The sequence below is a fragment of the Aeromonas sp. QDB34 genome (genome assembly GCF_027705405.1).
Lineage (GTDB): Bacteria > Pseudomonadota > Gammaproteobacteria > Enterobacterales > Aeromonadaceae > Aeromonas > Aeromonas hydrophila.
On sequence record NZ_JAPDBT010000002.1, the window covers coordinates 1 to 23067 of the forward strand.

Below are 23067 nucleotides of genomic sequence, written 5' to 3' on the forward strand. Positions count from 1 at the left end.
CATGATCAAACTCTTCAATTTAAGTTTGGTTGCCTGTTAAGGCGGCTCAATGAATTGCTGAATTAACTGCTGCAACTTTCGTTGCTTTGGTCACTTCATCAGACATTGATATCAAAAATTGTTTTTGATGCTCGATGCTGTGAGTGCCCACACAGATTGCTTGATTCAAATTGTTAAAGAGCGACGCAGCTTTTGCTGCTGCGGGAGTGGCATTCTACTCAACCGCCTTCTCGAGTCAAGCCTTATTTGCAAAGGCTTTTCGAGGCTACCGACCCGGTTGTTTGCGTTGCCGCTTGCCGTGTCGATGGGGCGCATTATAGAGAGATTGATCACGCTGGCAAGAGGGTGAATGCAATAAAATTGCAAAAAAGCGCACTTTTTTAGTTATTCATATCCAAGCACAGCTTTTATACAAACTTATCCACAGATAACGAGTAAAACAGGGAAATCCGAGTCTTCATTTCCCCTGTTTTCCATCCCCCCGCTTGAGCCAGCGCCCACATTGACTTCCTATATAGGCATAACTTCAGCCAGCCCGGCTTCTTTTACCCAGTGCGAGATCAGCTCGGCAGCCGGCCAGTCACGGCAACCGGAGACATTCTGGCCGGCCCAGAGCGGCGAACACCCAGTGTCTCCCCGCTGTTCGGCCGCACTGCGCAGCGGTGCCAGGGCGCCACTGGCATGAGGAAATGCAGGCACATCTTCGGACAGCGGGCCCAGCTCTCGCATCAGGCGATTGACGATGCCGCGGGCCGGGCGACCACTGAACAGGTTGGTCAGCGCCGTGTGTCGTCCTGCCGGCGAGTGCAGTGCCGCCCGGTGCAGGGCCGAAGTAGTGGCCTCATGGCAACAGAGAAAGGCGGTGCCCATCTGCACGGCGCTGGCGCCCAACGCCAGTGCGGCGCGAATGCCGCGGCCATCTACAATACCGCCGGCGGCGATGACCGGCAGCCTCACCGCCTCGACTATCTGTGGCAACAGGCTAAAGGTGCCCTGCTGCAGGCTGAGATCGCCCTCGAGGAAATGGCCGCGATGGCCGCCGGCCTCCAGCCCCTGGGCAATGATGGCATCGGCACCATGGTCGGCAAGCCAGCGGGCTTCAGCGACCGTGGTGGCGCTGGCCAATACCTTGGCCCCGCTGGCCTTCACCCTGGCCAGCAACTCGGACTCGGGCAGTCCGAAATGAAAACTGACCACGGCAGGTTTGAACTCGGCCACCATGGCGGCATGCTCGGTATTGAACGGGGCCCGGCTGGGAGCCGCCGTGCCGGCAGCATCACGCACGCCGTATTCGTCATAGTAAGGCGCCAACCGCTGCAACCAGCGGGCCTGGGCGGCGGGATCCGGTGCCTCCTGCCGATGACAGAAGAAGTTGATGTTGAATGGCCCCCCGCTCGCCGCCAGCCGGGTCAGCTCTTCGCGCAAGGTGGCGAGGCTCAGCATGGCTGCAGGCAATGAGCCCAGAGCGCCGGCCCGAGTCACGGCCAGTGCCAGCGCGCTGTCCTGAACACCGGCCATGGGGGCCTGAATGATGGGGTAGCGCAGCTCCAGTTCGGCAAACAGCGTCATGATGTCGCCTCTTGCCGCTCGGGAGTGATGCCACCGACCTGGCTGCGCGCCAGGGCGATGGCCCCATCGATGGCCGCCCGGGCCTGCGGGCTGTTCTGCCAGCAGGTCGAGCCCAGCATGCTGGCCACCAGTTGCACGATATGGCCGGTGTCGGCCTCGGCCAATTGCGCCAGATTGTGGTAGCCAAGCTGTTCAAGCCGCCCGATGACGGTGGGCCCCACCCCTTTCACGCCGAGCAGCAGCGCCCGCTCCTCGCCCGAAAATCCTTGCTTGCTCTTCATTGATCAGACTCCTTTCCCATACCCTCATTGCACATCAGGCCCGCGAGGGGCCTGATGAAGATAAGTGGTCAACGTACGCTGCGCAGCAGGAAGTCCGGCTGACCGCAGGAGCGCAACTCGCGCTTTTGCATCTCATCGGAACAGGTGACGGCTGCCGTCCCCTCCTTGTTGATGCAGATATAGACCTCCCGCAGGAATCGACCCCCATCGGCGCAGGCCACCGTGATGTTGTCCGGTGCCAGCCAGTCGTTGGCACTGGCCAGATCCGCCTTGAGCTGGAAACGGCTCTTGCGCAGCGGCTCGGCGGGAGACTGATAGGCAGCCGGGATCTTCACCTTCTGGCGCAGGTCGCTGGCCAGCTGATGAAAGCCGCTCTGGCTCAAGCCGGAGCAGGTGCCGTGCTTTTCCCACTCATGGCGATAGAGAAAGCGGCTGGGATAGAGGCCGGCAAACTGCTGCTCCATCGCCGGATCCAGCCGCTCGCGGCTACAGCTGCTCGGGTAGCCGCGCTGATACTGGGGCCAGAGCCCGTGCAGCACGAATCCCAGCTGGCGGGAACATTGGTCCCGGTCGGCCGGCTTGATGGCGCAATGCTCCGGTGACCAGGAGAGCGCCATGGCGTAATAGTCAAATTCGCCGGCCTCCCCTTTGGCCTGAACGGCAGAGGAGAACCAGGGGGCCAGCAGCATGCCAAGCAGCACAACAATCTTCTTCATCTTGGGTATCCAGGGTTATGCACATTATGTCGAGCGGGCCGTTTTGCCCTCGAGAACGGCCATGCTCCCATATTTTGCCCAGAGGGAACACCCTGCCGGGGCGCCGGTCCATGTCGGGGTCAGACCAGTAAAGGGTTTCCCCTCCCGGCACCGAGGCGTAAGCTGACTCTCCGGCAGGCCCGCACGTCCGGCCTGCTTCCCGTCCGCTTTCCTCTTCAACAGGATGTAACATGATCCGCAAGAATCCCTCCGGCCATCTGCCGGTCATCGACGAGTCAGCCTATATCGACAAGACAGCCATCATCTGTGGCAAGGTGATCATCAAGGAGAACGTGTTTGTCGGCCCCTATGCGGTGATCCGCGCCGACGAGGTGGATGCCAGCGGCGACATGGAGCCCATCGTCATCGGCGCCAACTCCAACATTCAGGACGGGGTCGTCATCCACTCCAAGTCCGGCGCTGCGGTCACCATCGGCGAATACACCTCCATCGCCCACCGCAGCATAGTCCACGGGCCGTGCGAAGTGGGCAACCGGGTGTTCATCGGCTTCAACAGCGTGCTGTTCAACTGCCACATCGGTGACGGCGCCGTGGTACGCCACAACTCGGTGGTGGACGGCTGCGATCTGCCGCCGGAGTTCTACGTCCCCTCCACCACCCGCATCAACCAGCAGAGCGATCTGGACCATATCCCGCGGGTGTCGGTGGATGCCGCCGAGTTCTCCGAGGACGTGGCCCACACCAACATCGATCTGGTCAAAGGGTACAAGGCGCTCTCCAACGAGTTCTGAGTCCCGCGGTTGCCAGGATCCACAACGGGCGCCCAGGCGCCCGTTGTCATGACTGTAAAGAGGGTGAAAAGGGAGCGTAAAAGCCGTTGAGCTAGCGGCCCGCCTGGCGTTTGATGGACCATCTTCCCTGGATGGAGTCATCCCCATGTCACGTTACCCCCTCGCGCTCACCCTGCTGCTTGCCAGCCTGTCGGCCCAGGCCTGCGAGCTGCCAGCCCCGCCAGCCGGTCGTCCCGATGCGCGCCCGCCGGCGTTGCCCGCCCCCCTCTATCACGCCAGCAAACTGGGCCAGGATCCTCAGGCCACGGCCCAGGCGCTGTTCAAGAACATTCCGCCGGCCGAAGCCGACAAGCGCTATGAGGTGGTGGTAAGCGTCCGCGAGCTGCCGCCCCAGCCCATTAGGATCCAACCTGCTGCCGCCGCCCCACTCAAGGGGCAGTAAGGCTCACAGCTGGACCGGCCATGAAAAGGGCGCCGCAGCGCCCTTGTCGAGATCATGACTCGAATTCCTTAACGTGCCCGCACGCAGGCGACGCCGTGAGCCTCTTGTGGCAGATCCGTGATGAGCTCGCCGCTGCCCGGATCGAGCAGGGGAACCTCCCCGTCGTCGTTGAGGGCATCGCTGCTCCAGAGCCGGCTGTAGAGCGGCCAGCCCTGCTCCGTCAGCAGTTTCAGCTCCTCACCGCGCTTATGATAGGCGGCAAACAGCGCCGTCAGCTCCCTGGCTGCCGGCAGGCGCCAATCATCGTGGCCACGTGCCACCAGCTGCTGGCAGTAGTCGCGAGCCCGTTCCTGGCTCATCACCACATAGTCATGGGGGAAGGGGTTGTAATCCCCATCTTCATCTCTGGCGCTGCCGTCGTACGCCAGCGCCAGCCGGTCCGCTTCCGCGCGAGTCAGGGGACAGACGAAGATCAGCTCGCCCGCCGCCAGCTCGGGATGACGGCAGCCCTGGTTGAAATCGGGCTGGGCATCCACCACCAGCACCGCCAGTTCCAGCATCCGCTCACCCGTGCTCACCTGCACCCGGGCAGGCCCCACCGCCAGAGCGTGGAGCACCCCATCGCCGTCGACGCTGACCCGCTCCGGCGTCATGCTGCGCCACTGCAAGGGAGCCTGCACCGGATTGCGCGTGCCATCGCTGAGCCGCAGTTCGGCCTGCAAAGCCAGCGTCTGGCCCACTTCCAGCCGGGGCGCTGTCGGCGTCACCTGCAGATCGATCACGATGGCAGGCACCGGCGCCTCGTCAGCCACCCCGCTCAATCCGAGTTCGGCGACCGTGGCCGGGGTGCGCCTCGGCTCGGCAGACACGCTGCGCAGGAACTCACCGATGGCATCCAGCTCGTCGTTGGAGAGACCTAGCGCATGCAGGTGATCGGAGGCTTGCGGGAAGAAGGGATCGTACTGCGCCACCCCGGTCGGGAAGCCCACCCCGCTGCTCCACTTGGTCACTCCGAAGTTGTACATGGCCACCACCCCCTGCACGGAACTGCCGATGCGCTGCGCCAGGATGGGGAAGACCCCGTTGTGCATATAAGGTGCGGTAAACGCCACATCCCGCAGGCTGGGGGTCTTGAAGCGCCCCATGTCCGCCTTTTGGCGGGTGTGCAGGAAGCGGCCGCGGTCCTCCAGATTGCGGCCATAGTAGGCCAGCCCCACGCTCTCGAACCGGTACTGGCTCAGCAGCGGCCCGGAGTGGCAGTTCATGCAGCGGCCATCGGTGCGATAGAGGTGCATCCCCCACAGCGCCTTGTCGCTCAGGGCCTGCCCGTCGCCTTGGACGAAGCGCTCGAAGTCGCTGTCGCGGCTGATGATGGTGCGCTCGAAGGTGGCGATCGCTTTGGCAATCCGCTCCAGGCTGATCCCCTCGTCACCGAACGCCGTGGCAAAGGCCGCCGGGTAGTCGCGGCTGGCCTGCAGACGCGCCAGCAGTTCGTCGTGATCCAGTGCCATCTCCACTGGGTTCTGGATGGGGTGCAGGGACTGCTCCTCAAGGGAACCGACCCGGCCATCCCAGAACTGGCTGCTGCTGAAGGCACTGTTGAGGATGGAGGGGGCGTTGCGGGTCCCCTTCTGCCCCTGGTGACCCACCGAGACGCTCAGCCCGTCGCTCCACCCTTTTTGCGGATCGTGGCAGCTGGCACAGCTGATGTCTTGCGCCCGGGAGAGCCGCTTGTCGAAGAACAGTTGCTGACCCAGCACCACCTTGGCCCGGCTGTAAGGGTTGTCAGCCGGGAAGGGCACCGCCGGCAGCGGCCCCAGCTCCTGCCACTCGACCCCCTCATCAAGCCTGGCCGCCGGCCATTGGGCGGCAGGGCCGGCATACCGGGCGCGCAGGGCGGCCATGTCGGGCATGCTGTCGTCACGGATGACCGAAGGGCGTACCGGATAGGGCGCCAGCGCATACCAGAGCACGCTGCCCTCCCCCTCCTCGAGCCAGCTGCCCGTGGCGGGCTGGTAAAGAGCGGGGCGGCCGGCGCCGTCCTGCAGCCAGATCCGGGTTGGTACAGCCAGGGCAAAGGTGTGTGGGTAGCGCCAACTCTGCTTGCCCGCCGCCAGCAGCCGTTCGAATTCGGCCAGGCCAGGCAGTCGCCAGTCACTGCGCCCGCAGCCAGTCGGCACCACCCCCAGCCCGGCACGGCTGGCCTGCGGCAACGCACTGCTGCCGCTGGCGTGCAGCCAATACTGGCTGCCCTTGACCCCGGCGGGGCTGCGCACATCGTGCAGGCAACGCCAGTCAGTGCCGCTCGTCAGCCGGCCCTGCTCATCAAGGCGCAGCAGGTCGGCCGTCTCCGGCTCGTCAGGCTGGCTGGGTTGAGCGGGATAGAGCAGCAGCCTCGCCGCCTCGATGGGGGCGCTGTTGCTGTGCCGATACCAGCTGCGCTCCCCCTGATCGGCACGCAGGGCCAGCAGCATCTGCCAGCTGTCCGGATAGTTGAGCTCGGCCCCCGGCTGGCGCTGGGCCAGCAACAGGGTTGCATAGTCCTGAATGAGCAGTTGCTGCTGCAGACGGATCTGTGCCAGTTGCTCCCACTCGCCCTGCTCGAGGATGCCGTCCCCATTGCGGTCGGCCAGCAGGAACAGTGCCGTCTCCTCTTCATCCAGTCGCAAGGAAGGTGCGTCAGCGCGCCGGGCCGACAGGGCCGTGGCGCCGAGATCGGCCACCCGGGCCGTCGCGGTGCGCAAAATATAGCTGCCATCGCTCCCCACCAGCTCCAGCGGCTGATCCAGCAGCAAACCGGCCGGCAGCGTCATGACCAAGGGGTGCTCCTCCCCCACCTCTCCGCTCACCGCGATGCCGGTAGCGGCCTGGCGCAGCAGCAGGGTGGCCCCCTGCCCCAGGCGGGTCGTCACATCGAGTCGCACGCTCAACTCGCTGCGAGTATGGGTCGGTACCGGCTCAATCGGCGGCTCTGTGGGTGGCGTCACCTCCGGAGGTTCCACCGGCGGCTCTACTACGGGCGGTGTCACCACCGGCACAGAGGGAACGGGCGCCTGGCTATGGTTGTCATTGCAGGCAGTAAGGATCAGCAGGCTGACCAGTAAGAGGCTGGTTTTCATCGTGCAAAGGGTGAGTGGTCTGAGGAGTCGACGATTATCCAGTCAAATGACAATAATTATCAATATCACCTTGCAAATATGTGTTTTGACAACAACCACGCGGACGCCATGACAAGAGGGCAGGCATCCGTCGATGCCTGCCCTCTTTATCTCCGTGTACCGGTCAGCCGGCGACCTCGGCTCGCGGTCAGGAGCACTTCTTCAGGCTGATATGCCAGTTGGCGCCTGATTGCACCTGATGTTTGGCGGCGAAGCTGTCCATGTTCAGCGCTACCGACACCTGCAGCAGGCTGTTGAGGTAGACCAGCGGCTGGCCTTCCGGCACATCGCCAAAGCTGCTGACATAGGGGGCCTTGCCCTCGTATTTCAGTGCATCCCCTTCGCTGATCTTGATGCAGGCGTTGTCACCCTTGTTGATCCCCGCCTTGGTCAGCAGGCTGTCGTCGATGTTGGTCCAGACGTTGCCGTACTGCACGTCCAGGATCTGAATGGTGCCCTTGAGGGTACCATCCTGCTCGGCCACTGCCGGCTGATAGGGGATCTTCACCACCTCGGCCGGCAGCTTGGGCCCCACCTGCTCATAGCTGATAGCACCGGAGGCGAGCCGGGCGCCGGTGTAGGCGTAGACGTCGCGGCCGTGGAAGGTGTAGGACTTCTCGGAGCCCTTGAGGCGGTTGGTCTTCTCGTCGATCTGGCGCACCGTGTCGATACCGAAGTGCTCCGCCACCAGGGTCAGGGTGCCGTTATCCGGGCTGACGATGTAGTGGCCGCTCTTGGTCTTGAGCACCACCGACTTGCGATCGGTGCCGACACCCGGATCCACCACGCTGACGAACACAGTGCCCTTGGGCCAGTACTGCAGAGTCTGGTAGAGGCGGTAGGAGGCTTCCCAGATGTTGTAGGCCGGGATCTCGTGGGTCAGGTCATAGAGCGGCAGGGTGCGGTCCACCCCGAAGGCGACCCCCTTCATGGCCGAGACGGCACCATCCTTGAGACCGAAGTCGGTCTGGATCACCAGCGCCTCGTTGGCGGTGGCAAGGCCGCTGGCCAGCAACAGGGCGAGCGCAAGCGCACGGGGGGCGGTACGAATATCCATATCTGAACTCCTGAAGGAAATGACAAGATAACCATCTAGACATCCAGAATGCCATCACTGCCACATATTGCAAGCCGTATTCCCCGGATGGGGGGCGCCGAAAGCCCTCGCCAGCAGGTCGCGGCGGGTGTATGGATAGGGCTGAGTCGCGACCGCTACAAGGAGATCCCATGACCCGCAACCAGACCGCCATCCTGCTCAGCCTGGGGGAGCACAGCAGCCAGCTGCAGCTGACCCGGGCCGACGGCACCCGCTTTACCCGCGACTTGGGCTTCGGCCTCGAGGCCATGACGCCGGGCCCGTTTCGCCGGGATCCACCGAGCGCGCTGGAGCTGGAGCAGGCCATCATGGTGGTGGAAGACGTGTTGATGCCGCTGGCCGCCGAGGTACCGCCCCATGAGGTGGTGACCCTGCAGGCGCCGCTGCCGCTGGCCGAGGTGCTCGGCAGTCGTGAACTGAGCCGGGAGAGCCTGGAGCAACTGTTCGGCCAGTTTGCCGCCATGGTGGAGGGCGACCCGCTGGCCGCCGCCAACCTCCCCAAGACCCGGCGCTTTGCCGCCGCCCTCTTGATCCTGCGCGAATGGATGCACCATCTGTCGGCCGAGCGGGTGGTGCTGGCCGACTGAGTCACACTAGCCTGCCCAAGACCCGGCGCTTTGCCGCAGCCCTGCTGATCCTGCGCGAATGGATGCATCATCTGCCGGCCGAGCGGGTGGTGCTGGCCGACTGAGTCACACCAGCCTGCCCAAGACCCGGCGCTTTGCCGCCGCCCTGTTGATCCTGCGCGAATGGATGCACCATCTGTCGGCCAAGCGGGTGGTGCTGGCCGACTGAGTCACGCTAGCCAGCAGCCGGCTCGAAGCGGGTGCGCCAGGCCGCCCAGGCCAGTCCCAGGCTGATCAGCACGCTGCCGACGGTGAGCAGATCCACCGCCGCCTGCACGCCAGCGCCATCGCTGACCCAGCCCAGCAGCACCGGCACCCAGTTCGCCACATAGGCGATCACGTAGAAGAGCGACACCAACCGGGCGTGGCTGGCAGCCGGCGCGATGCGGTTGACCAGGGTCGCACTGCCGACGAACACCGCGCCCTGGGCGTAACCGGCCACCAGCAAGCCGAGCACCGCCAGCCACCACGACTGGGCATGCACGGCGCCGGCAAACAGCAGCATGCAGAGCGCCAGCGCCAGGGCACCGCTTTGCAGGGTGTGACGGGCATCGAGCCGACGAGCCCAGAGCTGGCAAAGGCCGGAGAGCACCATGTAGGCCGCGATGAGATAGCCGAACAGGCCGAGATCCCGCAGCCCCAGCAGCTGGCTGGCCACCTTGGGACCGATGGCCAGCAGGCTGGCCGCCACCGCCCAGGCGGTAAACAGCGCCAGTGCACAAATAAAGAAAGCCGCCCCGGTGGCCTTGAGCCCCTCCCCCAGCGATCCCCTGCCCTGCTGCGTTACCGCAGCCGGCCCCCCTTGCTCGCGGGCGGGCCAGCTCAACGCCACCCCCGCCATGGCGCAGGCCGCCAACCCCATGATGAGCAGGAAGGGCAGTTGGGTCGGATAGCACTCCAGCTGCAGCGCCAACCCGCTGAACACCGGACCAAGCGCCAACCCGGCGGTGAAGGAGAGGGTCGCGCTGAGGGCGGCCCGCTTGCCGCCATCGCGCGGACCGAAGCGCAGCAGGGCCACGTTGGCGGCGCCGGTCAGGGCGCCGGTGCCGATCCCGGCCAGCACCCGCGCCAGCAATAGCGACCAGAAGGAGTCCGCCAGAGAGAACAGCAGGGCGCCCCCCAGTACCGCCAGCAGGGCCGGCAGGATCATGGCGCGCAGATCGCTCACCCGGCCCGCCAGATTGCCCACCCCGAACAGGGAGATCAGCACCCCGCCCGCATAGCCGCCGTAGATGAGGGTGAGGCTGACATCGCTCAGGGCCAGCGCCTGCTGATAGTGGGGATAGAGGGGGGTGGGCACGCTGCTGTTGAGCAGCGCCGACATCAGCGCCAGCGGCAGAAACAGCAGGATGGCGCCATGGGAGGTAGCCGCCGCAGAGGGGGCGGCGGCACAGAGGGATGATGACATGCAAGGCTCCGATGAGGGCGGGCAAGGCCGCTGACGAGAGGCGCCATGATAGCGCCCATCGAGGCCCCTCGACAGCGACACAAATGCATCAGCCTGCTTCAATAATGCATGTCAGTGACATCTATCTGCATGTCGGCAAGGGCACTCTCGCCTTGTGATCCCGCTGGCACTGGCTTCTAATGGGCACGCCCCGCCGGGGCACTTTGAGTGGGAGGCTCGATGATCAACTGGGACGACGCGCGGTTTTTTCTGGCATTGGCACGGCAGGGCACCCTGCGCGGCGCCGCCGGCGTACTGGGGGTCGATCAGGCCACCGTGGGGCGCCGCATCACGGCGCTGGAGCAGAACCTCGGCTCCAAACTCTTTATCCGCACCCCCAAGCTCTATGATCTCAGCCCCCTCGGCGAGGCCATGCTGGCGGATGCCAGCGCCATGGAGCAGGCCATCAAGGCCATCGAACGCAAGGCGAGCGCTGGCGATCAGAGCCTGTGTGGCGAGGTGCGCATCGCCACCACCGACACCCTGGCCCAAGCCTTCGTGTTGCCCGCCCTCACCCTGCTGCGCGAGCGCCACCCAGGGATCCGGCTCAGCCTGCAGACCGCGGTCAGCGTCAGCGACATCGCCTACCGGGAGGCCGATCTCGCCATCCGTGGGCTGCGCCCGGACAACGACGAGCTGGTGATCAAGCGTCTCACCACCATAGAGATGGGGCTCTATGCCTCTCGCGACTATCTGGCCCGTCACGGCACGCCCAAGAGCGGCCATGGCCTCAGCCAGCACGCCCTGCTGCTGTTTGCCAGGGAGCTGGTCTCCCGCCACTGGCACAGCCTGTGTGGGGAGCCGCTGCACGAGCCCAACGTGGTGCTGCAGTGCAACGCCCAGCTGCTGTTGCTGGCGGCGGCTCGCCAGGGGCTCGGCATCGCCCTGCTCTCCACCTTTCTGGCAGACAAGGAGCCGGAGCTGGTGCGCCTGCTGCCCACCCTGTGCGATCCGGTCGACATCTGGCTGGTGCTCCACCCCGACTTGCAAAAAGCCAGCCGGGTGCGCGCCGTGGTGGACGCGCTGGAGGAGGTGTTTCACTGCCGCTGAGCCGGCGGCGCCTTCTGCCCGCGGCCCCGCATCTGTTACCATGCCGGCCATCAAGACTGTTTCCAGCGCGGCGCGGCCGCGCTCATCCCGACGGGTACCCTTATGTCCATTGCCTCCTTCGCCGATCTGGCGCTCTCCCCCCGCTTGCAGCAGACCCTGGCCGAGCTTGGCTACGCCGCACCGACCCCGGTGCAGGCCAGCGCCGTCCCGGTCATTCTGGCGGGGCGCGATCTGATGGCGGGCGCCCAGACCGGCACCGGCAAGACCGCCGCCTTCGTGCTGCCGCTGCTGGAGCAGTTGCTGCAAAACCCGACGAACGATGTCCCTCGCCCCATCCGCGCCCTGGTGCTGGTGCCGACCCGCGAGCTGGCGGTGCAGGTACATGAGAGTGTCACGCGCTACGCCAAGGGCACCGACCTCACCAGCACGCTGGTCTACGGCGGGGTGAGCATCGCGGCACAGGTGGAGGCGCTGAAAGCCGGGGTGGATATCCTGATCGCCACCCCGGGCCGGCTGCTCGACCATCTGCGGCAGGGGGCGCTGAGTCTGGCGGCGCTGCGCCATCTGGTGTTTGACGAGGCGGATCGCATGCTCGACATGGGCTTTATGGACGAGATCAAGGCACTGCTGAAACAGATCCCGACCGATCGCCAGACCCTGCTGTTTTCGGCCACCTGCGATGACAACCTGTTTGCCTTGAGCAAGGTGTTGTTGCGTGACCCGGCACTTATCGAAGTGGCCCCGCGCAACACCACGGCGGCCGAGGTGGAGCAGCGGGTCTATACGGTGGATGGCGATCGCAAACTGGCGCTGGTCGAACACATGCTCAAGGTGAAGGGCTGGGCGCCGGCCCTGATCTTCAGCCGCACCCGCCAGGGGGCCGACAAGCTGGCCCAGCAGCTCGGCAAGGCCGGCATCAACGCGCTGGCCTTCCACGGTGACCTGTCACAAGGGGCGCGGGAGAAGGTGTTGCTGGAGTTTCGCGCCGGCACCCTGCAGGCGCTGGTTGCCACCGACGTGGCGGCCCGCGGCCTCGATATCACGGATCTCAACTACGTGATCAATATGGAATTCCCGTTTGTGGCGGAGGATTACGTGCACCGTATCGGCCGCACCGGTCGCGCGGGCAACAAGGGGCTCGCCATCACCTTGTTCAGCCCGGAAGATGCGCCGCTGCTGGAGAAGGTGGAGGCGGTGCTCGACACCCGCTTGCCCCAGCAGTGGTTCCCGGGCTTTGAGCCGGATCTGACCCGCTTCGAGCCCGAGCCACGCCGCAGCAGCAAGGCAGCCCAGAAGCAGCGCGCCAGAAAGCAGGCTCTGGCTGGAAAGGCCAGTCGTAGTGGGAAACGCTGACATCATCGAATAATCCAGGGGGATGGGATGGACATAGCCAAGATGTTGGCAGATGACGCGGCGATAAAGGCGCGGATGGCACAATTGGAGGAGCCGCACATACGTGCTCTCACCCAATTTGTCAGGGATCTGCGAGAAAAGATGGGCGCCGAGGCAGCCATTCCCTACTTTGACCCCTGGGATGCCGGAGTGCAGGCGGAGGTACTTTTTTTACTGGAAGCACCTGGCCCCAAGGCAAAGAATTCCGGCTTTATATCCATGAACAATTCGGATGAAACAGCCAAGAATATCTTTGAAATGACACATGCCATCGATCTAGACCGTCGACGCATTCTGCTCTGGAATACCGTCCCTTGGTATATAGGCTCGGGCCAGCGTATCCGGGCAGCCAACACAAAGGACATACGCCAAGGCATAGATTCACTGGCCCAACTGCTTGCACTACTGCCTTGCCTTCAAGCCGTAGTGCTGGTCGGCAAAAAAGCGCAGAAAGTGGAAAAACATATCAGAGCCGTTGCGCCGCAACTCAACATATTTACCAGCCCCCACCCAAGCCCCATGTTTGTGAACAGAAAGCCGGAAAATCGCAGCTTGCTACTCAATGACTGGCAACATGTCCAAAAATCATTAGCCCAGCGCTGTTAATCCCCAAATAAAAAACGCCCGACCGGGCGTTTTTTATTTGCCGGCCGGCGGCTACCCGTTACTGGCCAACACAGGCGGCAGGGCCCGCAGGATGCGCTGCTCGGCCAGGGTGGAGAGCACGAACATCACCAGATAGCCGAGACCCAGCGCCACGATAATGGCCACCACGTTGGTGGTGAAGCGAGCCACCAGGTAGTAGGCCACCACCAGCGCGACTATGCCCACCGCCCGGATCAGCAGACTCTGGGTAAAGTGGCCATGGGCCTTGATGTAGGCGAGCTGGTAACCGTTGAGCATCATGAAGATGAAGAAGAGGGAGAAGTGCAGCAGCACCGGCACGGCCCCCAGGTAATCGGCCGGGAACAGCAGCGACACCAGCGGCTTGCCCGCCAGCAGCATCACCAGAAAGAACACCAGGCTGACGATGGCACTGAGGCGAAAGATCCAGCGGCGGATAAGCCTTATCTGGCGATGATCGCCGCTGCGCAGATTGACTGCCAGTTCAGGCAGCACGAAGCGGTAGATGGGGAAGACGAACAGGGTGGTCATGTAGGTAAAAATAGGGCGCACCACCACCTGAAAATCCCCCAGCTCGTCGAGGCTGAAGTGGCGAATGGTGAGCAGTACCGTGATGTAGATCATCAGGATGCTGGCCCCCGCCTCGAGGGACGCGGTAAAGCTCTTCTTCACATAGCTGCGCATCTCGGGGCCAAGCTCGACCTTGGCCAGCGGCCGGGTGGCGATGGCCCGGCGCCGGTGCAGATACATGTAGCCGGCGATGCCAAGCGAGGAGAAGGTCAGCCCGTAGAAGAGCGAAGGAAGCGCTTCCATCCCGAGGCCAAAGTAGCAGGCCATAAACAGCAAACCGTTGGCCAGCGGCTCCAGCCAGGTGACCCGGTTGGAGATCCCGTACATCCGGTACATGGCCACCAGATTGGTGAAGTAGACCTTGAGCCCGAGCCCGAAGATGACCCCCACCAGTTGCAGATATTCGGCCCGGATATGGAGCCCGTGCTTGATGTAGGGGATCACCAGCCCCCAGGTGAGCAGCACCATGCCAATGAGGAAGTAGCGGAAGATATTGATGATGTCCCGATCGTTCCTGGTCTGGGAGTAGCTCACCACCATGGAAGAGCGAAAGCCGGTCATCAGGATCAAGGAGAGGGAGATCAGATCCACCACGCTGTTGAACAGCGCCAGATCTCCTTTGGCCACCCACTGCGCCAGCCACACCTTGAAGGCGAAGCCGATGATGATACTGGCAAGGGACGCCCACATGCCGGTGATGAAAGCCTGCTTGAGGCGGCCAAGTGAATCGGGTTGTTCGTCTTGAATTGCGTGCATCACGAAAGGCCCGCTAACTGCGTGAAGAGAGGCCCATCTTATGAAAGGGGGCCGCCCTTGAACAGCCCGAAACAGGGGGCAAGGGCGTCCCCCTGCCAGAAACGCCCGGCCGGGCGTCTCCTTTAGTGCGTCCAGCGCGTCATTCGGCTGCCGCCGCGCCGGCTTATGACTGGGGCGCGGCCTTGATCAGCGCCTCGTAGTGATCGATAAGCTCGGGGCCGTGCAGCGGCGAGTCGTGACCGCCCACCACCGTCTTGATCGGCAGCTTCATCGCCTTGAGCCGCTCAAGCGTCTGTGGATAGGCCTTCACATCGGCAAAGCTCAGGTTGCCCAGCTTCTCCTTGAGGATGCAGTTGCCATAGAGCACCTGCTCATCGGGGAAGTAGACAAAGATGCCGTCCGGGGTATGGGCCGGGCCCGCGTAGAAGGCGCGCAGCTTGCCCTCTTGCAGGGTGAAGTCGCCATCGTGCACCACGTTGGGCAACACCAGCGGCAGGTCCGGGTACTCCGGCAGCCCCTTGCGGGTAAAGGCGACGATCTCGACCCAGTCGCTCTTCATCAGATCCCGGGTCTGGCGGGTCGCCACCACCTTGGCACCGATGGACTTCCAGTAGGCGTTACCGCCCGCCCGGTCGGTGTGGTAGTTGGTGTTGATCACCTCCAGCACCGGCTTGCGGCTGACCCGTTTGATCAGCTTGTGCAGCTCTCGGGCGGTATCCGGCGTCCAGGTCGCCCCCACCACAGTCACTCCCTTGGTCCCGAAATAGACCATGGAGTTCTCTTTGACGTAGTAGTTGTCCTCCACCACATACACAGGGCCGCTCACCTGCTTGAGGGAGATCCCCGCCGCCCGCACGCTGCCACCCCAGAAACTCGCCGTCAGCACCACGGCCCCGGCCAGCCCGCACTTTATCCAACCCTTCATCATCTTGCTCCCTCACGCCAACCGGCCCCTCGCCACCCTGTGACAAGCCGGGCCCATTTATCAGTGGGCAGAAAATACGGGGGATTTGTGAAGGGAAAATGAGGTTGTGTGAAGTCTGGGTGAAGTCAGGGAAAAGTCCGGAGAAATCAGCAGGCGACATCCTGTTCGCGAACGTCCGAATACGCTTCGCTATTCGAACCTGCAACACAGATTGCGACCCCTCACCCTAACCCTCTCCCGAGGGAGAGGGGATGGTGCGAGCCAATTCCAAGCCACACATATTCACCCGCATCACCGAAGCCAACGCACAATCAGCGGAGCATATTTGCTCCCTTCTCCCCCTTGCGGGAGAAGGGCTGGGGATGAGGGGGAGGTAACAATAATCCCCATCATGTAGGGTCGATTAGCGCAGCGTAATCGTCCATTTAAAGCAAACATGGTGATGACAAAACCAGCAGAAAACCTTGGATATCAACGAACTTACGGCAATTGAGGTCGCATACGGCCCCCAAAGAAGATAATATCCACCCCGTTAATAACACTTAAAATAATATGCTTCAGTGCAATAACCAATCAGGATCTACTCCAATGTATAACCATGAAACATGTGAATATGCACAAGAACAGGAAAATCTAATCTCAAAGCTTGAATATAGAGTGTATTCAAATCCAGATTCACGCTCAGAGAACAGACAGGAATTAATGAGAGACTATGCCAGAGTGCTCTATTCATCTTCTTTTAGAAGACTCCAGGGTAAAATGCAGCTTTTAGGTATCGACTCTAATAGATTCAACAGAAACAGACTTACTCATAGTTTAGAAGTAGCTCAAATCGCTAGATCTATAGCTTTTGATTTAGGGCTTAAAAATACTGTTGTCTGTGAAACAGCTGCATTAGCCCATGACATAGGGAACCCTCCATTTGGGCATTATGGAGAAACCATTCTTAACGATCTAGCCAAGGATATAGGTGGTTATGAAGGAAATGCTCAAGCCCTTCGGATTCTTAGAACATTAGAAAAAAAGCACCATGCCCACCCAGGATTGAATTTAAATATCAGAACCCTGATGGCAGTCACTAAGTATTTCAATAGTAAATCTCAAAATCAGAAAAATTTCTATATGATGATAACTATCAGTTCATGCTAGCTGAATTGGAAAGACATAATCTAAATATAACTAAGAGCATTGACGCCCAAATAATGGATCTTGCTGATGAAATAGCCTATGCAGCGCACGACTTAGAAGACGCAATGAGCTTTGGGATGATCGGTCTAGGTGAAATATTACATGAATTCAAGATCAGCAAAGATTATAGTTCTGCATATACAAAAATGTCAGAAATTGCACAAGAAGCACAAAAGACAGCTATTGAGTCTTCACGTATGGACACCTCAGAAGAATACTCCATAGTATTAAGAAAAGAACTAACATCAATTATCGTAAACACACTATGTCGAGATATTGGCCTTGTTAATGGAGAATTGAATTATCAAGCGCATGCAGATCTTGCTGGCGGCCTTAAAAAGTTATTATTCAAGGCGATATTAAGAAAGAAAGATATTATTATTTATGAAAAGCATGGGGAAAAAATTATTAAAGGGCTTTTTCAGGTATACACTGACAATGAATTTAATAAAAACAATATGTTGCTTCCCCCCGAGCTCAGATCTATAAAAGATGATCAAAAAAGATTGGTGGTAGATCATATTTCAGGAATGATGGATAGCTTTGCAGCACAAGAATATGAGAGATTTTTTGGTAAAGGCAGTACAGAAAAACTGTTTTAATTGAAAGGTTCTGTATTACACAGCTTAAATAATTACTTGTCATTATAAAAATAAAAACCACCCGCATAACGGGTGGTTTTTTTATTCTCTCAGAATGACTCCGAGAGATTTAACTCACAACAGCAATCAAACCAACGGTGGCGTGCGTGGCGGCACCCTGCGCTTGCTACCGGTGGACTCGAAGGCCGAGGCAAAGCGCAGCAGCTTGTTGTCGTCATAGGCGCGACCGGCGAAGGTCAGGCCCACCGGCATACCGATATCGGCCATCACGCCCATGGGGACGGTGACGGTCGGCACGCCGAGGTGGCGAATGGCGAGGTTGCCGTTGGCAACCCAGATGCCGTTGCTCCAGGCGATATCGGCGGAGGCCGGATTCACATCCGCATCAGCCGGGGCGACGTCAGCGACGGTCGGGAACAGCACGGCGTCGAGCTTGAGCCCGTCCATCCAGTCCTCCAAGTCCAGCTTGCGGGTCTTTTCAAGACCGCGCAGGCCATCCGGCACCGAAGCAATCTCGTCAAAACGCTTGAGGCCGCGCTTGGCCATATTGACGTACTCGTCCATGCCCGCCGCCAGATCGCCCTCGCGGTTCGGCAAGGTGCCCGGATCGTGGGGGAAGATCTTCGGCCCATCGACATCGGCCAGCTTGTTGAGTTTGGGATCGCCGTTGGCGCGCAGGAAGTCGTCGAACGCCCAGCCGGAGAGCTCCCACAGCTCGTCGTTGAGAAACTCCGGGCTCACGATGCCGCGATTGAACACGGTCGGCGCGCCGGGTCTGTCCCCTTCGCAATTGGAGACCAGCGGGAAGTCCACTTCGATAACTTCGGCGCCCGCGGCTTCCAGCGCCTGACGGGCCTGTTCCCACAGCGCAATCACGGCCTCGCGGGTATGGATACGCTGACCAGTCGGGCCGCCAATGCCGGGGTTTTCGCTGGTGCCGGCCAGTTCATCCTTGTTGATAAACATGCGCGGCACGCCGAGGCGCTTGCCCTTGAAGGCATCGGGCTTGGCAGCCAGATCCAGATAGGAAGCCGGACGCACCTCGGAGGCCTTGGGGATCTTGACCCAGGGCTGCAAGCGCCACAGATCGCCACGGGTATCGGCATCGTCGGCCACGACCACATCCAGCACTTCCAAGAGATCGGCCATGGTGCGGGCATAGGGCACCACCACGTCCATGGTCGGAGTCAGCGGCCAGTTGCCGCGCACCGAGATGACGCCACGGGACGGGGTGTAGGCGCACAGGCCGTTGTTGGAGGCAGGACCCCGGCCGCTCGACCAGGTCTCTTCCGCCAGACCAAAGGCGGAGAAGCTGGCGGCGGTGGCAGTACCGGCGCCGTTGGAGGAGCCGGAGGCAAAAGGCGCAGTCAGGTAGTCGGCGTTGTAGGGGCTCTCGGCACGGCCATAGACGCCGCGCTGCATGCCGCCATTGGCCATCGGCGGCATATTGGTTTTACCAAGGCAGATGGCACCGGCGGCGCGCAGGCGCTCAACGGTAAAGGCATCGCGCTGGGCCACCAGATCCTTGAAGGCCGGGCTGCCGGAGGCGGCAGTCAGCCCCTTGACCAGATAGCTGTCTTTGGCGGTGTAGGGGATGCCGTCGAGCGGCCCCAGAGTTTCGCCACGGGCGCGGCGCGCATCGGACGCTTGCGCCTCTTTCAGCGCATCGGGATTGGGCACCACCAGGGCGTTGAGTTTGGTGTCGGTTTCGGGGCCGTTGTAAGCCTCGATCCGGGCCAGATAGGCCTTGACCAGTTCGAGCGCTGTGGTGCGGCCTGCTTCGAGCGCGGCACGCAACTCGGCAATGGAAACCTCGGTCACTTCGATCATGGGGATCTCCTGTAAAGGGTGACGGTTTGTCATGATGATCGCCGCATCAGCGGCGGCGCTCATCACACCATCAAGAGATAAAACCCCACGGCGTGGGGTTTTGAATGTCTACACTCTTCGACCAGCTTACTGACCTGAAGGGATTTGCTGAGTGATGCAGTGGATATTGCCACCGCCCAGCAGGATCTCGCGGGCCGGTACGCCGACCACGGTGTGCTCAGGGAAGATCTCTTCCAGAATGCGCTGGGCTTCGCCGTCGGTGGCGGCATCCAGCAGCGGGTAGACGATGCGATCGTTGGTGATGAGGAAGTTCACGTAGGAACCGGCCAGACGCCCTTCTGCCTCGCGCGGCACACCGGTACCGCTCTCGACACCGGCAGACTCTTCCTGGGTGCAGTAGAGCGGGCCCGGCTGGGGCAGCTTCCACACTTTCAGCTTGCGACCCTTGGCGTCGACCGCCGCTTCCAGCACCTTGAGGGCGGCCAGGGAGCGGGCGTACTGGGGATCGTTCTGGTCGTCGGTCCAGTGCAGGGCCACTTCACCCGGACGCACGAAGCAGCACATGTTGTCGATGTGGCCGTCGGTCTCGTCCATGTAGACGCCTTCGTCCAGCCAGATGAAACTGGTGACTCCCAGATAATCGCGCAGGTGCGCTTCGATCTGCGCTTTGCTCAGGTGCGGGTTGCGGTTTTCGTTGAGCAGGCACTCGGCGGTGGTCAGGCAGGTGCCTTCGCCGTCGACGTGGATGGAGCCCCCTTCCAAGATCAGCGGCGCATCGTAACGGGCCATGCCGTGCTGTGCCAGCATCTGGGCCGCCACTTGCTCGTCTTGATCCCAGGGGTAGTAGAGACCGCCCTTGTGACCGCCCCAGGCGTTGAAGCCCCAATCCACCCCACGGCACTCGCCGGCCGCGTTGGTGACGATGGTGGGGCCGCTGTCGCGGGCCCAGCAGTCATCGCTGTTCATCTCGACCAGGGTGACGTGGGCAGGCATGATGGCGCGAGCCTGCTCCATAAACTGAGCCGGCACCCCCATAAAGACCGGGGTGGCTTGCCCAATGGCATCCGCCACCTTGGCGAAGGTGGCTTGCGCGAAGCGACCGGCCTCACGCCAGTTGTCCGGGCGAAACGGCCAGATCATCCAGACGGCCTGCTGATGTGCCCACTCGGCGGGCATGGTGAAGCCGTCAGCGGCCGGCGTGGTGTTCATGGTCTTGATGCTCATCGCAAGGCTCCTTGCATGGATTGAGACCCCGCAGGCGTGAAAACGCGGCGCGGAGATCCTGGAAAAATAACAGTGGTCGCAGTGTAAGAAGTTGCGCTCACATCCATCAAATGAATAGGATGGATTGTCCCATAAGCCTGGCAAATAATCTTGATGAAACTGCACCAGCTCGACCTCAACCTGCTGCTCGCCTTTGACGCCCTGATGGCGCAGGGCAGCGTCACCCGCGCCGCCGAAACCCTCTTTATCAGCCAGCCCGCCATGAGCCATGCGCTCAATCGTCTGCGCACCTTCTTTGGCGATCCGCTGCTGGTGCGCACCCCGCAGGGGATGCTGCCGACCCCGCGCGCCCAGCGGCTGCATCTGGGGGTACAGCAGGCGCTGCGACTGCTGGAGCAGCAGCTCAGCGACGAGGAGGTGTTCGAACCGAGCCAGTCAAAGCGCCGCTTCGTGCTCTGCACCACGGATTACGTGGAGTGCGTGCTGATCCCGCCGCTTATCCAGCGCCTCAAACGGCTGGCGCCCGGAATCACCATCGAGATCCGCATCCTGCGCGACACCCTGCCCGAAGCCGAGCTGGCGAGCGGCGAGATAGATCTGGTGCTGGGCTTTGACGAGTACATGCAGGTGCCGGGGTATCTCGGCAAGGAGACCTGGCTCACCGAGCCGCTGGCCGGACTGGTGCGCGCCGATCTGCCGATGGCCGCTCCAGCGATCGCAGAGAGTGAGGATGACCCGGCGCTGCTGGCCGAGCGCATCAGCTTGGCGCAGCTGATCGAGATGCCCCACGTGTTCCACTCGCCCCTTGGCACCTCGGAGGCGAGCCTGGATCGCTATCTGAAGACGCTGGGGTTCAGTCGCACCATCTCGGTCAACAGCCAGAGCTATATGTCCGCCGCCGCCATCGTCAGCCAGAGCGATCACCTGCTGGTGCTGCCCAGCATGGTGGCCGAGCTGCTCGCCAGCCACTGGCCGCTGAAAAGCCTGCCGCTGCCCGAAGATGTGCCGGATTATCACCTCAACTGCGTCTGGCATCCGGTGCATGCGCAGCAACCGGCCCTGGTGTGGCTCAAGAATCTGATGAAAGAGCTGGTGAATCCTGAATAACCCGACGGCGTGTGACCTCCCCCTCATCCCCAACCCTTCTCCCGCAAGGGGAGAAGGGAGCTGATCTGTGCCACTGGCAACATGGCTGGCAGCCTGTCTGCCGGGGCGAAATACATCCATCCCACCAGCACATCGACCCATCGATTCATCAGTTCATCAGTTCATCAGTTCATCAGTTCATCAGTTCATCAGTTCATCAGTTCATCAGTTCATCAGTTCATCAGTTCATCAGTTCATCAGTTCATCAGTTCATCAGTTCATCAGTTCATCAGTTCATCAGTTCATCAGTTCATCAGTTCATCAGTTCATCAGTTCAATGTCACACCACACCACGATGGCCCCGAGATGACCAACAAAATGACAACTGTCACTCGATCTGTCCCCTCTCCCTCTGGGAGAGGGCCAGGGTGAGGGGACGCAACCCACTCAGTCACCAGACGAGAGAATGGCTATATCTAATAGGGTCGAATAGCTCTGGATAGGCACCATGAGAACCCATCCGTTTGCCAAGCGAATGAGGCGAGAAGCCACCCTTGCCGAACAGAAGCTGTGGCTGCAATTGCGCGACCGCCGTCTGGCAGGGGTGAAATTCCGTCGCCAGATGCCCATCGGGCCCTACATTGTCGATTTCATCTCTCTTGAGCAGAGGCTGATCATCGAGGTAGACGGGTCACAGCACAACGAACCGGCAGGGCGGCAATATGATGGCGCAAGAACGGCCTACCTCAATCAGCAGGGCTTTCGGGTGATCAGGGTGTGGAATAACGATGTGTTGAGTCGGATGGATGTCGTACTGGCCCATATTTGGCTCTCATTGCGCTGAGCAGAGCCCTCCCCCTCATCCCCAACCCTTCTCCCGCGAGGGGAGAAGGGAGCAAACAACCCGGCGGCGTGTGGCATCCCCAGAAACAACCATGGCTCCCGCGGGAGCCATGGTTGTTTCTGGGCGGCGCATTACGCCCTCAGGGCCGTCATCAGCTGGGTGACCACGCCGCCCAGCAGGGTGGGATCGGGGCGGCACTGGGCGAAGGTGACCAGGCCCTGAATGTTGATGAGCAAAAAGGCGGTCAGGGTCGGGATGTCGCGCCCGGCCGCCAGCTCGCCGCGCTCGAGGGCCAGGCTCAATACCGCCGCCAGATCCGCATCCAGCTCGCCATAGATGGCCTTGAGCTTCAGGTGCAGCTCTTCGTCCTGCTCCGCCAGCTCCATCAGGGTGCGGGTCACCAGACAGGTGCCGCAGAGGGCATCGTTCACCACCTGCTCGAGGTAGGCCTGCACCCCCGCCAGCGGGCTCGCGGCGGCGAAGAAGCTGCGCCGCAGGGCGCTCTTCTCCTGCACATAGTGATCGACCGCCGCCAGCAGCAGGCCGCGCTTGTTGCCAAACGCCGCGTAGAGGCTGCCCGGATGCAACCCGGTCGCCGCCACCAGCTCCTGCATGGTGGTCTTGGCGTAACCCTTGGCCCGAAATGCCTCCATGGCATTTCGCAAGACGTCGTCCCGGTTGAACTCGGCGCTGCGCATGGTTTCTCCGTTGAAAAAGCGGATTCACCGACCAGGGGCCGGCGAGGGGAAATAAGAGGGCGGCAAGTTTACCCCAGCGGGACCGCAACACCAACCCATGTTGAATGCTCGTTCAAAAAAGACTTGCACACAAAACAAAAAACGTCTTGAAT

Annotated in this window: 22 protein-coding genes; 11 read left to right on the forward strand and 11 right to left on the reverse strand. The window is 61.6% G+C overall.

What is annotated here, in order from left to right; all coding sequences use genetic code 11:
• Positions 1-510: 510 nt before the first annotated feature.
• The 3 genes from OKC29_RS03830 to OKC29_RS03840 all read right to left on the reverse strand — a co-directional run bounded on the left by OKC29_RS03830 (position 511) and on the right by OKC29_RS03840 (position 2566).
• The gene (locus tag OKC29_RS03830) at positions 511-1569 is read right to left on the reverse strand and encodes an NAD(P)H-dependent flavin oxidoreductase (protein ID WP_073348898.1); all 1059 of its coding nucleotides are present in this window, start codon (positions 1567-1569) and stop codon (positions 511-513) included.
• Entirely contained in the window at positions 1566-1850 is a 285-nt protein-coding gene (locus OKC29_RS03835) for a Pathogenicity locus (RefSeq protein ID WP_065479492.1), read from the reverse strand. Before OKC29_RS03835 ends, OKC29_RS03830 begins: the two co-directional genes overlap by 4 nt.
• Positions 1851-1918: 68 nt before the next feature.
• Positions 1919-2566: a ribonuclease T2 family protein gene (locus tag OKC29_RS03840; RefSeq protein ID WP_039216063.1), complete on the reverse strand. Its 648-nt coding sequence runs from the start codon at positions 2564-2566 to the stop codon at positions 1919-1921.
• Positions 2567-2796: 230 nt separating this feature from the next.
• Between OKC29_RS03840 and OKC29_RS03845 the strand changes: the two genes are divergently transcribed.
• Complete coding sequence (locus OKC29_RS03845; RefSeq protein WP_005309014.1) at positions 2797-3357, forward strand: carbonic anhydrase; 561 nt, start codon at positions 2797-2799, stop codon at positions 3355-3357.
• Positions 3358-3502: 145 nt separating this feature from the next.
• Positions 3503-3799 carry a hypothetical protein gene (locus OKC29_RS03850; protein ID WP_073348897.1) on the forward strand — a complete coding sequence of 99 codons (297 nt, stop codon included), beginning with the start codon at positions 3503-3505 and terminating at the stop codon, positions 3797-3799.
• Between the two features lie 68 nt (positions 3800-3867).
• Here OKC29_RS03850 and OKC29_RS03855 read toward each other — a convergent pair whose 3' ends face one another.
• Positions 3868-6918 carry a cytochrome c peroxidase gene (locus OKC29_RS03855; protein WP_073348896.1) on the reverse strand — a complete coding sequence of 1017 codons (3051 nt, stop codon included), beginning with the start codon at positions 6916-6918 and terminating at the stop codon, positions 3868-3870.
• A 187-nt stretch (positions 6919-7105) separates the two neighbouring features.
• The gene (locus tag OKC29_RS03860) at positions 7106-8014 is read right to left on the reverse strand and encodes an SAM hydrolase/SAM-dependent halogenase family protein (protein WP_073348895.1); all 909 of its coding nucleotides are present in this window, start codon (positions 8012-8014) and stop codon (positions 7106-7108) included.
• 170 nt (positions 8015-8184) lie between these two features.
• Between OKC29_RS03860 and OKC29_RS03865 the strand changes: the two genes are divergently transcribed.
• A complete protein-coding gene (locus OKC29_RS03865) occupies positions 8185-8640 on the forward strand; it encodes a hypothetical protein (RefSeq protein ID WP_043172097.1) in 456 nt (151 codons plus the stop codon).
• 58 nt (positions 8641-8698) lie between these two features.
• On the forward strand, positions 8699-8848 hold the full coding sequence (locus OKC29_RS03870) for a hypothetical protein (RefSeq protein ID WP_153810813.1): 150 nt from the start codon (positions 8699-8701) through the stop codon (positions 8846-8848).
• Between the two features lie 6 nt (positions 8849-8854).
• Here the strand turns inward: OKC29_RS03870 and OKC29_RS03875 are convergent, their stop codons facing one another.
• Positions 8855-10087 carry an MFS transporter gene (locus tag OKC29_RS03875; protein ID WP_073348894.1) on the reverse strand — a complete coding sequence of 411 codons (1233 nt, stop codon included), beginning with the start codon at positions 10085-10087 and terminating at the stop codon, positions 8855-8857.
• A gap of 219 nt (positions 10088-10306) precedes the next feature.
• Between OKC29_RS03875 and OKC29_RS03880 the strand changes: the two genes are divergently transcribed.
• From OKC29_RS03880 to OKC29_RS03890, 3 genes are all read left to right on the forward strand, one after another.
• Complete coding sequence (locus OKC29_RS03880; protein ID WP_073348893.1) at positions 10307-11176, forward strand: LysR family transcriptional regulator; 870 nt, start codon at positions 10307-10309, stop codon at positions 11174-11176.
• Between the two features lie 102 nt (positions 11177-11278).
• A complete protein-coding gene (locus OKC29_RS03885) occupies positions 11279-12529 on the forward strand; it encodes a DEAD/DEAH box helicase (protein ID WP_073348892.1) in 1251 nt (416 codons plus the stop codon).
• Between the two features lie 27 nt (positions 12530-12556).
• Complete coding sequence (locus OKC29_RS03890; protein ID WP_073348891.1) at positions 12557-13174, forward strand: uracil-DNA glycosylase; 618 nt, start codon at positions 12557-12559, stop codon at positions 13172-13174.
• A 51-nt stretch (positions 13175-13225) separates the two neighbouring features.
• Here the strand turns inward: OKC29_RS03890 and OKC29_RS03895 are convergent, their stop codons facing one another.
• Positions 13226-14518 (reverse strand): lipopolysaccharide biosynthesis protein, encoded by a 1293-nt coding sequence (locus tag OKC29_RS03895; protein WP_073348890.1) that lies wholly within the window; start codon positions 14516-14518, stop codon positions 13226-13228.
• A gap of 163 nt (positions 14519-14681) precedes the next feature.
• The gene (gene cphA / locus OKC29_RS03900; protein ID WP_083557430.1) at positions 14682-15446 is read right to left on the reverse strand and encodes a CphA family subclass B2 metallo-beta-lactamase; all 765 of its coding nucleotides are present in this window, start codon (positions 15444-15446) and stop codon (positions 14682-14684) included.
• Positions 15447-16031: 585 nt separating this feature from the next.
• On the opposite strand from cphA, the gene dgt reads away from it, so the two are divergent.
• Positions 16032-16592 carry a dGTP triphosphohydrolase gene (dgt, locus tag OKC29_RS03905; RefSeq protein ID WP_196780186.1) on the forward strand — a complete coding sequence of 187 codons (561 nt, stop codon included), beginning with the start codon at positions 16032-16034 and terminating at the stop codon, positions 16590-16592.
• The gene (locus tag OKC29_RS03910; protein ID WP_196780185.1) at positions 16586-17233 is read left to right on the forward strand and encodes a hypothetical protein; all 648 of its coding nucleotides are present in this window, start codon (positions 16586-16588) and stop codon (positions 17231-17233) included. Before dgt ends, OKC29_RS03910 begins: the two co-directional genes overlap by 7 nt.
• 126 nt (positions 17234-17359) lie before the next feature.
• Here the strand turns inward: OKC29_RS03910 and OKC29_RS03915 are convergent, their stop codons facing one another.
• Together OKC29_RS03915 and aguA are read right to left on the reverse strand one after the other, a co-directional pair.
• Complete coding sequence (locus OKC29_RS03915) at positions 17360-19063, reverse strand: amidase (protein WP_073348888.1); 1704 nt, start codon at positions 19061-19063, stop codon at positions 17360-17362.
• A gap of 126 nt (positions 19064-19189) precedes the next feature.
• Positions 19190-20287 (reverse strand): agmatine deiminase, encoded by a 1098-nt coding sequence (gene aguA / locus OKC29_RS03920; protein ID WP_073348887.1) that lies wholly within the window; start codon positions 20285-20287, stop codon positions 19190-19192.
• 153 nt (positions 20288-20440) lie between these two features.
• Between aguA and OKC29_RS03925 the strand changes: the two genes are divergently transcribed.
• Positions 20441-21394 (forward strand): LysR family transcriptional regulator, encoded by a 954-nt coding sequence (locus tag OKC29_RS03925; RefSeq protein WP_162275812.1) that lies wholly within the window; start codon positions 20441-20443, stop codon positions 21392-21394.
• Positions 21395-21881: 487 nt separating this feature from the next.
• Positions 21882-22217 (forward strand): endonuclease domain-containing protein, encoded by a 336-nt coding sequence (locus OKC29_RS03930; RefSeq protein ID WP_073348885.1) that lies wholly within the window; start codon positions 21882-21884, stop codon positions 22215-22217.
• Between the two features lie 131 nt (positions 22218-22348).
• Here the strand turns inward: OKC29_RS03930 and OKC29_RS03935 are convergent, their stop codons facing one another.
• Complete coding sequence (locus OKC29_RS03935; protein ID WP_045790635.1) at positions 22349-22915, reverse strand: TetR/AcrR family transcriptional regulator; 567 nt, start codon at positions 22913-22915, stop codon at positions 22349-22351.
• Positions 22916-23067 lie beyond the last annotated feature (152 nt).

Bases quoted from the DNA above. Each gene is read 5' to 3' on its own strand.
- OKC29_RS03870 (WP_153810813.1), top strand. From the start codon at position 8,699: ATGGATGCATCATCTGCCGGCCGAGCGGGTGGTGCTGGCCGACTGAGT.
- OKC29_RS03880 (WP_073348893.1), top strand. From the start codon at position 10,307: ATGATCAACTGGGACGACGCGCGGTTTTTTCTGGCATTGGCACGGCAG.
- OKC29_RS03840 (WP_039216063.1), bottom strand. From the start codon at position 2,566: ATGAAGAAGATTGTTGTGCTGCTTGGCATGCTGCTGGCCCCCTGGTTC.
- cphA (WP_083557430.1), bottom strand. From the start codon at position 15,446: ATGATGAAGGGTTGGATAAAGTGCGGGCTGGCCGGGGCCGTGGTGCTG.
- OKC29_RS03835 (WP_065479492.1), bottom strand. From the start codon at position 1,850: ATGAAGAGCAAGCAAGGATTTTCGGGCGAGGAGCGGGCGCTGCTGCTC.
- OKC29_RS03845 (WP_005309014.1), top strand. From the start codon at position 2,797: ATGATCCGCAAGAATCCCTCCGGCCATCTGCCGGTCATCGACGAGTCA.
- OKC29_RS03850 (WP_073348897.1), top strand. From the start codon at position 3,503: ATGTCACGTTACCCCCTCGCGCTCACCCTGCTGCTTGCCAGCCTGTCG.
- OKC29_RS03895 (WP_073348890.1), bottom strand. From the start codon at position 14,518: ATGCACGCAATTCAAGACGAACAACCCGATTCACTTGGCCGCCTCAAG.
- OKC29_RS03860 (WP_073348895.1), bottom strand. From the start codon at position 8,014: ATGGATATTCGTACCGCCCCCCGTGCGCTTGCGCTCGCCCTGTTGCTG.
- OKC29_RS03935 (WP_045790635.1), bottom strand. From the start codon at position 22,915: ATGCGCAGCGCCGAGTTCAACCGGGACGACGTCTTGCGAAATGCCATG.
- OKC29_RS03915 (WP_073348888.1), bottom strand. From the start codon at position 19,063: ATGATCGAAGTGACCGAGGTTTCCATTGCCGAGTTGCGTGCCGCGCTC.
- OKC29_RS03875 (WP_073348894.1), bottom strand. From the start codon at position 10,087: ATGTCATCATCCCTCTGTGCCGCCGCCCCCTCTGCGGCGGCTACCTCC.
- OKC29_RS03930 (WP_073348885.1), top strand. From the start codon at position 21,882: ATGAGAACCCATCCGTTTGCCAAGCGAATGAGGCGAGAAGCCACCCTT.
- OKC29_RS03910 (WP_196780185.1), top strand. From the start codon at position 16,586: ATGCTAGCTGAATTGGAAAGACATAATCTAAATATAACTAAGAGCATT.
- OKC29_RS03890 (WP_073348891.1), top strand. From the start codon at position 12,557: ATGGACATAGCCAAGATGTTGGCAGATGACGCGGCGATAAAGGCGCGG.
- OKC29_RS03885 (WP_073348892.1), top strand. From the start codon at position 11,279: ATGTCCATTGCCTCCTTCGCCGATCTGGCGCTCTCCCCCCGCTTGCAG.
- dgt (WP_196780186.1), top strand. From the start codon at position 16,032: ATGTATAACCATGAAACATGTGAATATGCACAAGAACAGGAAAATCTA.
- OKC29_RS03865 (WP_043172097.1), top strand. From the start codon at position 8,185: ATGACCCGCAACCAGACCGCCATCCTGCTCAGCCTGGGGGAGCACAGC.
- OKC29_RS03830 (WP_073348898.1), bottom strand. From the start codon at position 1,569: ATGACGCTGTTTGCCGAACTGGAGCTGCGCTACCCCATCATTCAGGCC.
- OKC29_RS03855 (WP_073348896.1), bottom strand. From the start codon at position 6,918: ATGAAAACCAGCCTCTTACTGGTCAGCCTGCTGATCCTTACTGCCTGC.
- aguA (WP_073348887.1), bottom strand. From the start codon at position 20,287: ATGAGCATCAAGACCATGAACACCACGCCGGCCGCTGACGGCTTCACC.
- OKC29_RS03925 (WP_162275812.1), top strand. From the start codon at position 20,441: ATGAAACTGCACCAGCTCGACCTCAACCTGCTGCTCGCCTTTGACGCC.